Below are 12,087 nucleotides of genomic sequence, written 5' to 3'. Positions count from 1 at the left end.
AAAGCACTTCTCAGCTTTGGATTCTCAATAATGAACGCATCGGCGCCCAGTCCGACGTATCGCGCGCATTGGGGTCTTCGCGAAACGCCCTTTCGCGGCGGCTTGGATCCGCGGTTCTTTTTTGAAAGCCCGACGCACGAAGAGGCGCTCGCCCGGCTGCACTTTCTCGTCGAGGAGAGGCAGCGGCTCGGGCTGCTGATCGGCGAATCGGGCACAGGCAAGTCGATGCTACTGGAAGTGTTCGCCCGGCATTTGCGCCGCGGCGGGAGCCAGGTGGCCAATGTGAGCTTGTTGGGCGCCGATCTACGAGAATTCCTCTGGCTGATCGCGGCCGAGCTGGGATTGAATCCCGACGGCCGCGACGATGCGTTCCGCTTGTGGCGCGGCGTACTGGATCGGCTGACCGAAAACCGCTATCAGCACTTGGAAACGATCATCCTCTTGGACGACGCCCATGACGGGTCGCGCGAAGTGCTCGAGCACGTCGCTCGGTTGGCGGAAGCGGATCGGGGAGCGCACTCGCGGCTGACGGTGGTCTTGGCGCTGGCGACCGGCCGCGCCGCCGCACTCGAGACGCGTCTGCTGGAACTGGCCGAGCTGCGGATCGACGTCGAGCCTTGGGAAGAGCCCGATACGCTGGGTTATCTCAGTTGGTCGTTGGCCCAGGCGGGGCGGAAGACCTCCGCCTTCTCCGAAGAGGCGATGATCCGTCTGCACGCTCTCTCGGAGGGTATTCCGCGCCGCGTGAACCAATTGGCCAGCCTGGCGCTGGTGGCTGGGGCGGCCCGCCAAACCCCTCTCATCGACGCCGAAACTGTCGAATCGATCCATCACGAACTCGGCGTGATCGACGCGGCCGCGTAGGGTGGCGCGGGGCCAGGGGCCAGGAGCCAGCGCGTTGCCTTCTGCCTGAAAGGCTGCGGAATGCGAGAATTCGCTCCCGCCGGGCGTTTCGCAAGCTGGTATAATGCTGACCATGCTTGAAGCGCTTTTGGAGCTCATCGCGCTTGTCATCCTCGCGATTGTCGCGGAGTGGTTAGGCATCTCGTTCGAGGCCGCTAAATTCATCCTCGGCACGGGCATCATATTAATCGGGCTCTGGGTCTGTTTCCGATCCGCCTTGCGAGACGCGCAAAGGCGACAACGCCGCACGCGGTAGCCAGTTCCATGCGCTGGTATAGTGCGGCGATGTTCGCGTCCTCAGTAAACTATGGACTGGCTGATTATCGGGGTCATCGTGCTTCTCATCATCGGGAACAGATTGCCTCTCGTCCTTGCCGCTCTTCGGTCGTTTCGCCGCTAGCCATTTCTCCCTGGGCAATTCTCCTGCAACATCGCTGCCGAACGCGACTGCACCTTGCGACCGCACCCATGCCGGGCTATCATGCTGAATTGCCTTTTCCGATAGGGAGTTGCGATGCGTCACGTGCTTTCCGCTGTGGTTCAGAACGTGCCGGGCGTGCTCGCCCACATCTCGGGCATGCTCGCCTCGCGCGGCTATAACATCGACAGCCTGGCGGTCGGCGAGACGGAAGACTCGCACTTCTCGCGGATGACCTTCGTGGTGGTCGGCGACGATCGGGTGCTCGAGCAAGTCCGCCGCCAGCTTGAAAAGATCGTCACGGTCGTGCGAGTGGACGATGTGAGTTCGCAGGATTACGTCGAGCGCGATCTGATGTTGATCAAGCTGCAAGCCCCGGCCGGCGGCAAGCGGAGCGAGCTGCGCGAGCTGGCCGATATCTTTCGCGGGCGAATCGTGGACGTGGCGTCCGAAACGGTGATCGTCGAGATTTCCGGTCAGGAGCGAAAGCTTGAAGCGTTTGTCGATATGATCCGGCCGTTCGGGATCATTGAACTCGTGCGCACCGGCCGGATCGCGATGGTTCGCGGCGCTGCCCGCCGCAACGGCCCGCAGAACTCGCAGCCCCAACCCAGCCCCAATTCCGAACCGGCCCAACAAACCTAAGCCGCCGACCGATGCCGGCACGCGCAGCGTGCCGACTTCCCTAGCCCCTAATCCCGAGTCCCTAGCCCCTTCCCGATGTCCGCCAAAATCTATTACGATTCCGACGCCGATCTGTCGCTGCTTAAAGGCAAAACCATCGCCATTCTCGGCTATGGCTCCCAAGGGCATGCCCAGGCCCAGAACTTGCGCGACAGCGGCTGCCAGGTGATCATCGGCCAACGTCCCGGCAGCGCGAACTACGAGCTGGCCCTGAGCCACGGGTTCCAACCGAGCACCGTCGAAGACGCCGCCAAGCGGGCCGATCTGATCAACATCCTCTTGCCCGACGAAGTGCAGGGGGATGTATTCCGGCACCACATCAAGCCGCATCTCATCGCCGGCAACGTGCTGATGTGCTCGCACGGATTCAACGTGCATTTCGGTCAGGTCGAAGCGCCGCAAGGCGTCGATACGGTGCTCGTCGCCCCGAAGGGGCCAGGGCATTTGGTGCGGAGCGAATTCGAGCGCGGCGGCGGCGTGCCTTGCCTCATCGCCTTCAACGTCGGCGCGAGCGAGCAGTCGAAGAAACTCGGGCTGGCGTACGCGAAGGGGATCGGCGGCACGCGAGCGGGCGTGATTGAGACCACGTTCGCCGAGGAGACCGAGACCGATCTGTTCGGCGAGCAGACGGTACTCTGCGGCGGCGTGAGCGCGCTGGTGAAGGCGGCCTTCGAGACGCTCGTCGAGGCCGGCTATCAGCCGGAGATGGCCTATTTCGAGTGCATGCACGAGTTGAAGCTGATCGTCGACTTGTTCTATCAGGGCGGCTTGAACTACATGCGCTACAGCGTCTCCAACACGGCCGAATACGGCGACTATACGCGCGGCCCGCGAATTGTCACGGAGCAAACGAAAGCCGAGATGAAGAAGATCCTCGGCGAAATCCGCAGCGGCCAATTCGCCCGCGAGTGGATTCTCGAGAACAAGGCGAACGCCCCGATGTTCAAGGCCACGCGGCGCGCCGAGCGCAACCATCCAATCGAAGAAGTCGGCCGCCGGCTGCGCCGCCTCATGCCGTGGATTAAGTCGAAGGAAGTTTAATCGCTCATGCCCACGAGCGCCGCCAATTCCGCTTCCAGCCAATTGTTCTCCGAACTCAAGCGGGGGGACCGCGTCGAAGTCGTCCACGACGTGAAGATCGGCTCGAGCGCCGATTGGACAACGAAGACCGTCGGCACGGTCGTCCGCACCGAGCGCCGCCGCCACGGCCTGCACTTCCGCCGCAATCCGGACGACAAGGTCTACAGCGACCTACTCATCCTCGCCCGCGACGACGGGGAACTGACAACCGTCACGATGGATGAATACACGCAGATGCGGAAGCTGTGAGCTAGAGAGGCTCAGATTCGCGAAGGTAAGGGGTGCTCGAATTCAGTGTTGACCAGAGAGTTAGCGGCTTCCTCCGGCGCCAAGAGCAATAGCATCGTGATTTCCTCTCTGACATCCGGCGCAAGCGCTTCGATCGCCGGCCAAATCTCGTCTTCCCTCTCCGCCAAGCCACGTCCTCGAAATGCCGGATCAATGATGCGGATTCGAACGGATGCCGAATTCTCGCGGCGGACCTTTATGTCTGCAACCGGGTGGCGTTCTTGGTAAGGCGCGAGCGCCCGCTCGATTTGCCCGACGTTGGTGTCATTTGTGACGTGGTCCATAAATTCAAATCCTTTCGTCAGTCCACTGAATGATTTGTGCAGCGTCGCGGATGTATTCAGTCGCAAGTGACGACTTGATATTGCCGGGCATATATCGCAGATTCGTGGTCCACGTATTCACCCGCAAGAGAGTTCGCTCGATTATGGACGGCAGCGAGCCGCGCAAGTGCGTTCTTAGTTCACGCATCAATAGAATCAGATTATGGCCAAGCTGTCCGCGGAACAGATCGCCAATGGTATCGTGTCGAGATTCTGGAACCGACTCCAGCATGAGCGCCTTTAACATGCACTCGACGCCGTATCCCGCCAGATAAACCGCACTGGTCGTTCGGTTGTGCTCCAAGAGCAACTCCGCATCCGAAAAACGTTGCTTGGCGGCGCGGTAAAACGTCCGGGCGTTCTTCCCGCGTGGCAAACTCATGAAATGTCCGCGGGTTCAAATTGTCGATTGCTCGTTCCAAAGACTAATATAGGATGGATCGGCGAAGTCGGCAATTCTGCCCGGACGAAACCGATGCATACAATTGCAACATATGTCCATCTCTTCTAATCCACTTTTTGCCCGGCACGAACGTCTTTTCGAGCAGTTTCGCTTCGTTTATCCCGTGCTCAGCCGCCGATCCGGCGGGATTTCGATCGGGGTGAATCTTAATCCCGACAAGATTTGCAACTTCGATTGCATCTATTGCCAGGTCGATCGGACTCGGCAGAGCGAGACGACGTTCGTGGAAACGCCCGCGCTGTTGGCCGAGCTGGATTCCATGCTGTCGCTCGCCGCGTCTGGGCAGATTTTCACCACTGAGAAGTTTGCGGCCGTGCCCGAACCGCTGCGGCGATTGAACGACATCGCCTTCTCCGGCGACGGCGAGCCGACCACCTACCGCAACTTCGACGAGATCATCGCCGCTTGTGCGGAGTCAAAGCGGCGGCGCGGGCTCGCCGACGTCAAGATGGTTCTGATCACCAACGCCAGCATGTTCCACCGGCCACACGTTCAACGGGGCCTCGAAATACTCGACGAGAACCAGGGGGAGATTTGGGCCAAGCTCGAAGCGGGGACCGACGAATACTACCGGCTCGTCGAGCGCACCCCAATCCCCTTCCGGCAGATTCTCGACAACATCACGGCCGCCGCTTGCGTCCGCCCGCTCGTGATTCAGTCCCTGTTCATGCGGATCGCCGGCGAGCCACCCTCGGCCGCCGAGCAAGCGGCGTTTTGCGATCGGCTGGCTGAGATCACCGCCGCGGGCGGGCGGATCAAGCTCGTGCAAATTTACACGGTCGCCCGCCGCCCCGCCGAGAGCTTCGTCACCCCGTTGACGAACGCCGAGGTCGATGCTCTAGTCGAACTCGTCCGCCGCCGCACCGGCGTGCCGGCCGCCGCGTATTACGGACACATGGAAGAAGAAACCGCAGATGGACGCAGATGAACGCGGATTACGGCGGAGTTTTATGAGGAAACCAGGAAGGCAGGAGGATGTGGCCAAGTATAAGTACTCCAATCAGTTTCGTAGGATTAGCAGTCGCGAATCGGCCCAAAACCAAATCCCGTTCCTGGCTTCCTGGTTTCCTCATAAGAAACAAGAGTTTATCATCTGCGAAAATCGGCGTTAATCCGCGTCCATCTGCGGTCCTCCTCGTCGTCTTCTTAAAGACCTGATTCTATGAGCGATCCTTATTTTCAGCAGCTCTTTGCCGAGCGGATTGGCGGCGCTAATTACGGCAAGGGAACTGAGATTTACAAGTTTGAAAAGATCAAGCGCGCCAAGCGGAAGGCGCTGACCGAGCATCCCGAGCGGCGGCTGGTCGATTTCGGCATCGGCGAGAACGACGAGATGGCCCCCGAGAGCGTGCGGGGAGTGATGGCCCGCGAGATCAATCGTCCCGAGAACCGCGGCTACGCCGATAACGGCATCGCGGCCTACAAGGAAGCCGCCGCACGGTTCATGCAGCGGAATTTCGGAGTCGAGCTGGACCCCGTGAGCGAAGTGAATCACTGCATCGGCTCGAAGCCGGCACTGGCAATGCTCCCCGCGGCGTTCATCAATCCGGGCGATGTGACGCTAATGACCGTGCCCGGCTACCCGGTCGCTGGAACGCACACGCGATACTACGGCGGCGAGGTGCATCGGCTGCCGCTGTTGGCCCAGAACGATTTCTTTCCCGATCTCGATTCGATTCCGGCCGACGTGCTGCGGCGAGCGAAGCTGCTGGCGCTCAACTATCCGAACAGCCCGACGGGGCGCGTCGCCACACGCGAATTCTATCGCCGGGTCGTCGAGTTCGCCCAGCGAAATCGGATCGTCGTCGTGCAAGACGCGGCCCATATCATGCTCAGCTACGACAGCCCGCCGCTCAGCTTTCTCTCCGTGCCGGGGGCGAAGGAAGTCGGCGTCGAGGTCCATTCCATGTCGAAAGGCTTCCACATGATCGGCTGGCGGCTCGGCTGGGTGTGCGGACACGAGCGAATCGTGCGGGCACTGGCCGACATCAAAGACAACAGCGACTCCGGCCAATTCATCGCGATCCAAAAGGCGGCCGCCGCGGCGCTCGACGACGCCTCGATCCCCGCGATGGTCCGCGAGAAGTATCGCCGCCGACTGCAAAAACTCGTCGCCGCGATCAGCCGCTGCGGCTTCACTTGCAAAATGCCAGGCGGCACTTACTTCCTCTACGCGGCCAGCCCGAAGGGTCTCGCCGGCGGGCAGCGATTCGAGAATGCCGAAGCGGCGAGCCAGTATTTGATCGCCGAGCATTCGATCTGCACGGTCCCGTGGGATGATGCCGGCGCGTTTCTCCGCTTTTCGGCAACGTACGAAGCCCCCGACGAAGCCGCGGAGAATGCCTTGATGGCCGAAACGGAAGCACGGCTCAAGCCGCTGAAACTCGAATTCGCCTGAAATGTTCTATAGTTTCGACGGCATTGACGGTTCTGGCAAATCGACGCAGATCGAGCTGTTTCGCGCTTGGCTTATCGAGCATGGGCAGCGTGTCGTCGCCTGTCGCGATCCGGGAAGCACGCCGCTGGGCGATGCCGTGCGCTCGCTGCTCTTGGATCGACACGAGTTGGCGATCGGTCGCCCGGCCGAGGCCTTTTTGTACATGGCCGCTCGAGCGCAGCTCGTCGAGCAGTGCATTCGCCCGGCGCTCGAGCGAGGCGATACGGTCGTCTGCGATCGTTTTTTGCTGGCCAATGTGGTTTATCAAGGGCACGCCGGCGGGCTGGATGTCGATGAACTGTGGCGAATCGGCCAAATGGCGACCGGCGGACTGGAACCCGATCTGACGTTCGTCCTCGACCTGGCGCCCGAGGTTGCGACCAAGCGCATGAATCGCCAACTCGATCGGATGGAGTCTCAGGGAGACGAATTCTGCCAAAAGCTGCGGGATGGGTTTCGACACGAGGCCGCGCGCCGGCCAGACAAGATTCTGCTCATCGACGCCGACCGCCCAATTGATGCAATTCAAGCCGAAATCCGCCGCGCGGCCGAGCGGCTTGAATCCGGCCGCTGACCTGATCAGTGTAGTCATCACGCTCCGTCGTGATGACAATCCTCACGCGGAGCGTGAGGAATACACTATACTCGCCACTTTTCACACTCTCATGTCTTGGCACCATATCGAAGGACACGACACGATGGTTGAGCGCTTCCGTAACGCGCTTGCCCGCGGGCGGCTGGCGAGCACGTTTCTATTCGTCGGGCCGGCGGGGATTGGCAAGCGGACATTTGCCATGAAACTCGCGCAGGCTCTACTTTGCGAACAGCGCGAAGCAGCGCAGCTCGATCCATGCGAGCGCTGCCCGGCCTGCGTGCAAGTCGCCGCGGGGACGCACCCCGATCTCGAGACCGTGAGCAAGCCGGCGGATAAGAGCTTCATTCCCCTGGCCGCTTTCATCGGCGACCCCGAGCATCGGATGCAGGAAGGGCTTTGCCACCGGATCGGGCTGAAGCCGTTCATGGGCGGGCGCAAGATCGCGATCATCGACGATGCCGATTATCTCAATCAGGAGGGAGCCAACGCGCTGTTGAAAACGCTCGAAGAACCGCCGCCACGTTCCGTCCTGATCCTAATCGGCACCAGCGTCGATAAGCAGTTGCCGACGATTCGCTCGCGGGCGCAGATTATTCGCTTCCAGCCACTCGCGGAGGAGATTGTGGCTAAGCTGCTCGTCGAGCGCGAGATCGCGGCCGATCCGGCCGAGGCGCGGCGGCTGGCATCCTACAGCGGCGGCAGCTTGGAGCAGGCAGTCGAGTTGGCCGACGCTGCGCTCTGGAGTTTTCGCGGCGACCTGCTCGGATCGCTCGCTCGCTGGCCGGTCGAAGGTTATCGAACGGCCCAATCCGTGAACGATTTCATCAACGAGGCAGGCAAGGACGCCGCGCCGCGCCGCGCTCGCTCGCGGCTGTTGATTGGCTTTGGGCTGGACTTCTTTCGAGCGCTCGTGCGCCGGCTGCACGGCCATGCGGCGGTCGAGCATGCCGAGCTGGCCGAACTCGTCGAGCAAGCGATCCGCAACGGCTGGAACGAATCGGCGGCGGTCGCAGCGCTGGAGCGCTCGTTGGACGCCCTATCGCACGTCGATCGCAACGCCAACCAGGCGACGATGGTCGAAAGCTGGTTCGACGACCTGGCGGCGCTTTCCGCACCCCTCAGCCGCGTCTAATCGCGCCCTTTTCACTGCCCGGCCCGGCTCAGGACATACTCTTCCTCGTCCTCTGGCTTCTCTTCTTCCATCTTAAGATGGAGCTTGCCGTTTTCGTCGAACGAGTAAGTCCACTTCTCGGCTTCCTTTTCGCCTTTCGGGGTGAAGTCCAGCTCGTTGGCGCCGCGGAGGGTGAAGGTGCCGTCGGCATGCTCCTTGGATCCGCCGCTGAATTCGTACACAAGCTGCCTGCCCGGCGCGGGAAAGACGACCAGAGTAAGGATGCCATCGTCTTCAGTCTTCCCGCTCCAGCGGCCGACAACGCGCGGCACGTCGGTCTGCACCGGGGCCGGAAATGGAGCTTGTGCGGCGGCTCGATTGGACGCGATGCCCGCGATACAGCCGACCGCCACGAGCGCCGCGGCGAAAAGCCACCTTCTACGAAGAGCAAAACGTCTGGCGATGCGGTTGAGGACCTGGATCATGGCTTGCTCCGGAGGGTGATGGCCAATACGGGTGGGGGCACGACATCGTCCCGCTCTTACTCGGGAGCGACGCCCAAGAATGGGCGGACTTTACGGCAGGCCGCAGCCACTCGTCAAGGGGAGATTTACGCCGCCGAGAACCGCCTGCGGGGAGGGGGACAGTCCCCTTTTGTTTCGAAGACTCCACAAAAGGGGACAGTCCCCGGCGGTTCTGCCTGAATTGGCGATTGGCGAACGGCCGATTGCTCACTATGATTGCGTAGGCCGCTTTTTCAGGCGAACTAGAGGAACAAGAAGATGGCCAAACAGGGCCCGCGCAAGAAGCTTCCCAAAGAACTTGCCGTAATCAATGCCGACAACTGCACCGGTTGCGAGGCCTGCCTCGAAGTCTGCCCGGTCGATTGCATCGTGAAAATCCAGCAGTTCGGCAATATGCCGGGGATGCAGAGCTGGTGCGAGATCGACCTGGAGCGCTGTGTGGGGTGCGAAGTTTGCGTGCATATCCCGCAGAAGAAGAGCAATCCCTATGAGTTGACCGTCTGCCCGTGGGACGCGATTGAAATGGTCCCTACGGAACTGGTCGCCCAGACAGTGGCCCAAATCGGCGGCCCGCCGCAATATATCTACGACAACTGGGACCGGCTGGTGGGTACAGCCCAGCATCTGGCTGAGCTGAAGGCCAGCACGGGTTGAGCGGCTTTTCCGGCGCATGCCCGCCGCTGAACCTACGCGTAGCTGAATTCGCCAGAATTCAGTGTCGCTCGCTCGCTTACATCCCCGGAATTCTGGTGAATTCCGCTACGTCTGGGCGATTCGCGCGAGGCACGCGCGCAGGTATTCGACGCTTCGCCGCGCGAGTTGTTCGACGCCGGGGCTGTAGTCGAATACCTCGACGGAGACCCAACCGCGATAGCCGGTTTCTTCGAGGGCGGACAGAATCGGCTCGAATTTCAGTTCGCCGAAGCCCGGTCCCTGCCGATTGGGATCGTTGGCATGGAAATGCACGAGTTGCTCGCGATGCCGGCGAATCAAGTCCGTGCTCGGCGTCGCTTCGCTCGACATCGCCTTGCAATCCAGGTGCAGGCGGCAATGCGGCGAGCCGACCATTTCGACGAGCCGAGTCCCTTCGGCGGCAGTGAGCAAGAAATCTCCTTCCGCCGGTCCCAGCGGTTCGATCGCCAACACGACGTTGGTCGCTTCGAGCGCGGGCAGCGCCGCTTGTATCACCTCGGCGGCGTAGCGCATGCCGTCGGCAGATGAGATCCCCGGCGCGAGATTGCGCTGTTGCGGCGAGCCTAGCACCAGGATCGAGCCGTCGAGATCGCGGCAGAGGCGCGCTAGATCGGCCAGATAGTCCGCGGTGCGACGGCGAACGCTCGCGTCCGGAGAGGTAAGGTGCAATCCTTGGGTCCTGGCCAAGAGCCAATGCAGGCCAACCGTTTCCAACCCCGCTCCGCGCGCCAATCGAGCCACCTCCGCGCGCCGTGCTGGCGAAATCTCGCCGGCCGATGGCCCGAGCGTGAACGGTGCAAACTCGATCCCGGTGTACCCGCATTCGGCGGCGAAACGGAGTGCCCGCTCGAGCGGCCAGTCGAGAAACGTCTCGTTGCAGATCGCGAATTTCATGGAAAGGATTCTAAGATTTCTGTCCGCTCGAAGCGAGCAATGGCAATCTTATGGTTGAATGGCTTGGGATTCGCGCCGAGCGGTTGCCGGCCCATCGCCCTAAGCCATGAACAAGAAAAAACTTGCGACGGAACCCATTTTCCGAGAAACCCTGATTGATCGCCGTGGTTTCTATAGGGTGGAAAAGCAAAAACCGTATATAATGCAGGGCTGAACGAATTTCGGATCCAGGCCGTATCTGGAAGCAGCACCGTTCCGAACCCGCTCATCATAATCCAAGAAGTTGACCCATGAAAACCGGACTCTATTTATTGATTTTTCTAGCCCTGACGGCCGGTGGCGGATTGTATCTCTACCATGCGTACGGGGGCTCGCCGCAAGCCGGCTTCGCCACCGCGAAGATCGAGCGCGGAAATCTCGATCTCGTCATCCGCTCGACGGGCACGCTCGAGCCGGAAGAAGTCGTCGACGTGGGGGCCCAGGTCGCCGGATTGATCACGGATTTCGGCAAGGACCTCGACCATCCGGATAAACCGATCGATTACAATTCGCGCGTCGAGGAGGATACGGTGCTCGCGCACATCGATCAGAGACTGTATCAAACCCAAGTGGACGCCGCGAAAGCGAATCTGCAGCACGCTCAGGCTGATGTGCTCTCGGCACAGGCCAAGATCGACCAAACCAACGCCGATTTAGAACGGGCCAAAGCAGAATTGCCAAAGAGGGCGATTAGCCAGAGCGATTACGATGCCGCAGTCGCGAACCAGAAACTGGCCGTCGCCTCCCTCGCGCTCGCAAATGCCGAGGTCAGCCAATCCCAGGCCGCGTTGGATCAGACGAACATCAACTTTGCTTACACGGTCATCAAGTCTCCCGTCAAAGGCACGATCATCGACCGCCGCGTGAACGTCGGGCAGACGGTTGTTGCAAGCCTCAACACGCCGAGCTTGTTTCTCATCGCCCGCGATTTGAAGCGGATGCAAATTTGGGCCAGCGTCAACGAGGCCGACATCGGCCAGATTTATCCCGATCAGGACGTGCAATTCACCGTCGACGCCTACCCCGATCGGACCTTCAAGGGAAAGGTGACGCAACAGCGACTCAACGCCCAGATGACGCAGAACGTCGTGACGTACACGGTCGTCATCACAGTCGACAATTCCGACGGCAAACTGCTCCCCTATCAGACCGCCAACGTGCAATTCAATGCCGGCAAGCACGACGACGTGCTGATGGCGCCGAACATCGCCCTGCGGTGGCGGCCGACGCAGTTGCAGCAGGTTCGTCCCGAAGACCGCGACGCGTTTGCGGCGAAAATGAAGCCCCGCAACCAGGCTGCGCAACCCGCGCCCGCCGGCGGTACGACCAAGGCCCCCGACCCGAAGGCGGAGAAAAATCGCCGCGAACGCGGGACGCTGTGGGTCAGCGACGGAGAATTCGTTCGCCCGGTGCCGGTGAAGATCGGCGCCTCGGACGGCGTCACGACGGAAATCACTTCGGGCGACGTTAAAGAAGGGGACGAAGTTGTGACCGGCGAAGCGCACAACGACGCCGCCGCCACGGCGGACGTCAACCCGTTTGCTCCGAAATTCGGCGGCGGCAAAAAGGGATAAGCAATCACACCACCCGGCGCGCGGGGCTGGCCCAACATCGGCCCCGCGCGTCCTCGGCCTC

The 12,087-nt window shown here is 61.2% G+C and carries 15 protein-coding genes; 11 read left to right on the top strand and 4 right to left on the bottom strand.

What is annotated here, in order from left to right:
- Positions 1 to 30 precede the first annotated feature (30 nt).
- The 5 genes from VGY55_23925 (at position 31) to VGY55_23905 (ending at position 3,334) form a co-directional block, all read left to right on the top strand.
- Entirely contained in the window at positions 31 to 864 is an 834-nt protein-coding gene (locus tag VGY55_23925; protein HEV2973036.1) for an AAA family ATPase, read from the top strand.
- Between the two features lie 112 nt (positions 865 to 976).
- The gene (locus VGY55_23920; protein ID HEV2973035.1) at positions 977 to 1,159 is read left to right on the top strand and encodes a hypothetical protein; all 183 of its coding nucleotides are present in this window, start codon (positions 977 to 979) and stop codon (positions 1,157 to 1,159) included.
- 258 nt (positions 1,160 to 1,417) lie between these two features.
- Positions 1,418 to 1,966, top strand: coding sequence for an acetolactate synthase small subunit (gene ilvN / locus VGY55_23915; GenBank protein ID HEV2973034.1), 549 nt, complete (start codon positions 1,418 to 1,420; stop codon positions 1,964 to 1,966).
- A gap of 75 nt (positions 1,967 to 2,041) precedes the next feature.
- Positions 2,042 to 3,046, top strand: coding sequence for a ketol-acid reductoisomerase (gene ilvC, locus VGY55_23910; protein ID HEV2973033.1), 1,005 nt, complete (start codon positions 2,042 to 2,044; stop codon positions 3,044 to 3,046).
- A gap of 6 nt (positions 3,047 to 3,052) precedes the next feature.
- Complete coding sequence (locus VGY55_23905) at positions 3,053 to 3,334, top strand: hypothetical protein (protein HEV2973032.1); 282 nt, start codon at positions 3,053 to 3,055, stop codon at positions 3,332 to 3,334.
- 11 nt (positions 3,335 to 3,345) lie between these two features.
- On the opposite strand, the gene VGY55_23900 is transcribed toward VGY55_23905, so the two are convergent.
- Together VGY55_23900 and VGY55_23895 are read right to left on the bottom strand one after the other, a co-directional pair.
- Positions 3,346 to 3,657, bottom strand: coding sequence for a hypothetical protein (locus tag VGY55_23900; GenBank protein ID HEV2973031.1), 312 nt, complete (start codon positions 3,655 to 3,657; stop codon positions 3,346 to 3,348).
- Between the two features lie 4 nt (positions 3,658 to 3,661).
- Positions 3,662 to 4,078, bottom strand: a complete 417-nt coding sequence (locus VGY55_23895) for a HEPN domain-containing protein (GenBank protein HEV2973030.1) — start codon at positions 4,076 to 4,078, stop codon at positions 3,662 to 3,664.
- Between the two features lie 112 nt (positions 4,079 to 4,190).
- Between VGY55_23895 and VGY55_23890 the strand changes: the two genes are divergently transcribed.
- The 4 genes from VGY55_23890 to VGY55_23875 all read left to right on the top strand — a co-directional run bounded on the left by VGY55_23890 (position 4,191) and on the right by VGY55_23875 (position 8,323).
- Entirely contained in the window at positions 4,191 to 5,087 is an 897-nt protein-coding gene (locus VGY55_23890; GenBank protein ID HEV2973029.1) for a radical SAM protein, read from the top strand.
- A gap of 234 nt (positions 5,088 to 5,321) precedes the next feature.
- Positions 5,322 to 6,557, top strand: a complete 1,236-nt coding sequence (locus VGY55_23885) for an LL-diaminopimelate aminotransferase (GenBank protein HEV2973028.1) — start codon at positions 5,322 to 5,324, stop codon at positions 6,555 to 6,557.
- A gap of 1 nt (position 6,558) precedes the next feature.
- The gene (tmk, locus tag VGY55_23880; GenBank protein HEV2973027.1) at positions 6,559 to 7,170 is read left to right on the top strand and encodes a dTMP kinase; all 612 of its coding nucleotides are present in this window, start codon (positions 6,559 to 6,561) and stop codon (positions 7,168 to 7,170) included.
- 91 nt (positions 7,171 to 7,261) lie between these two features.
- Positions 7,262 to 8,323 carry a DNA polymerase III subunit delta' gene (locus tag VGY55_23875; GenBank protein HEV2973026.1) on the top strand — a complete coding sequence of 354 codons (1,062 nt, stop codon included), beginning with the start codon at positions 7,262 to 7,264 and terminating at the stop codon, positions 8,321 to 8,323.
- A gap of 11 nt (positions 8,324 to 8,334) precedes the next feature.
- Here the strand turns inward: VGY55_23875 and VGY55_23870 are convergent, their stop codons facing one another.
- The gene (locus tag VGY55_23870) at positions 8,335 to 8,787 is read right to left on the bottom strand and encodes a hypothetical protein (GenBank protein HEV2973025.1); all 453 of its coding nucleotides are present in this window, start codon (positions 8,785 to 8,787) and stop codon (positions 8,335 to 8,337) included.
- Positions 8,788 to 9,084: 297 nt separating this feature from the next.
- Between VGY55_23870 and VGY55_23865 the strand changes: the two genes are divergently transcribed.
- A complete protein-coding gene (locus VGY55_23865) occupies positions 9,085 to 9,480 on the top strand; it encodes a 4Fe-4S binding protein (GenBank protein ID HEV2973024.1) in 396 nt (131 codons plus the stop codon).
- 105 nt (positions 9,481 to 9,585) lie between these two features.
- Here the strand turns inward: VGY55_23865 and VGY55_23860 are convergent, their stop codons facing one another.
- Positions 9,586 to 10,413: a sugar phosphate isomerase/epimerase family protein gene (locus VGY55_23860; protein HEV2973023.1), complete on the bottom strand. Its 828-nt coding sequence runs from the start codon at positions 10,411 to 10,413 to the stop codon at positions 9,586 to 9,588.
- Between the two features lie 290 nt (positions 10,414 to 10,703).
- On the opposite strand from VGY55_23860, the gene VGY55_23855 reads away from it, so the two are divergent.
- A complete protein-coding gene (locus VGY55_23855; protein ID HEV2973022.1) occupies positions 10,704 to 12,026 on the top strand; it encodes an efflux RND transporter periplasmic adaptor subunit in 1,323 nt (440 codons plus the stop codon).
- Positions 12,027 to 12,087 lie beyond the last annotated feature (61 nt).

The organism is Pirellulales bacterium (assembly GCA_035939775.1).
Taxonomy (GTDB): Bacteria; Planctomycetota; Planctomycetia; order Pirellulales; family DATAWG01; genus DASZFO01.
The sequence above is the reverse complement of the archived record's forward strand: the minus strand, read 5'-3'. Positions and strand labels throughout refer to the sequence as shown.

Coding starts and splice junctions, on each gene's coding strand:
- VGY55_23925 (HEV2973036.1), top strand. CDS start 31: ATGAACGCATCGGCGCCCAGTCCGACGTATCGCGCGCATTGGGGTCTT.
- VGY55_23920 (HEV2973035.1), top strand. CDS start 977: ATGCTTGAAGCGCTTTTGGAGCTCATCGCGCTTGTCATCCTCGCGATT.
- ilvN (HEV2973034.1), top strand. CDS start 1,418: ATGCGTCACGTGCTTTCCGCTGTGGTTCAGAACGTGCCGGGCGTGCTC.
- ilvC (HEV2973033.1), top strand. CDS start 2,042: ATGTCCGCCAAAATCTATTACGATTCCGACGCCGATCTGTCGCTGCTT.
- VGY55_23905 (HEV2973032.1), top strand. CDS start 3,053: ATGCCCACGAGCGCCGCCAATTCCGCTTCCAGCCAATTGTTCTCCGAA.
- VGY55_23900 (HEV2973031.1), bottom strand. CDS start 3,657: ATGGACCACGTCACAAATGACACCAACGTCGGGCAAATCGAGCGGGCG.
- VGY55_23895 (HEV2973030.1), bottom strand. CDS start 4,078: ATGAGTTTGCCACGCGGGAAGAACGCCCGGACGTTTTACCGCGCCGCC.
- VGY55_23890 (HEV2973029.1), top strand. CDS start 4,191: ATGTCCATCTCTTCTAATCCACTTTTTGCCCGGCACGAACGTCTTTTC.
- VGY55_23885 (HEV2973028.1), top strand. CDS start 5,322: ATGAGCGATCCTTATTTTCAGCAGCTCTTTGCCGAGCGGATTGGCGGC.
- tmk (HEV2973027.1), top strand. CDS start 6,559: ATGTTCTATAGTTTCGACGGCATTGACGGTTCTGGCAAATCGACGCAG.
- VGY55_23875 (HEV2973026.1), top strand. CDS start 7,262: ATGTCTTGGCACCATATCGAAGGACACGACACGATGGTTGAGCGCTTC.
- VGY55_23870 (HEV2973025.1), bottom strand. CDS start 8,787: ATGATCCAGGTCCTCAACCGCATCGCCAGACGTTTTGCTCTTCGTAGA.
- VGY55_23865 (HEV2973024.1), top strand. CDS start 9,085: ATGGCCAAACAGGGCCCGCGCAAGAAGCTTCCCAAAGAACTTGCCGTA.
- VGY55_23860 (HEV2973023.1), bottom strand. CDS start 10,413: ATGAAATTCGCGATCTGCAACGAGACGTTTCTCGACTGGCCGCTCGAG.
- VGY55_23855 (HEV2973022.1), top strand. CDS start 10,704: ATGAAAACCGGACTCTATTTATTGATTTTTCTAGCCCTGACGGCCGGT.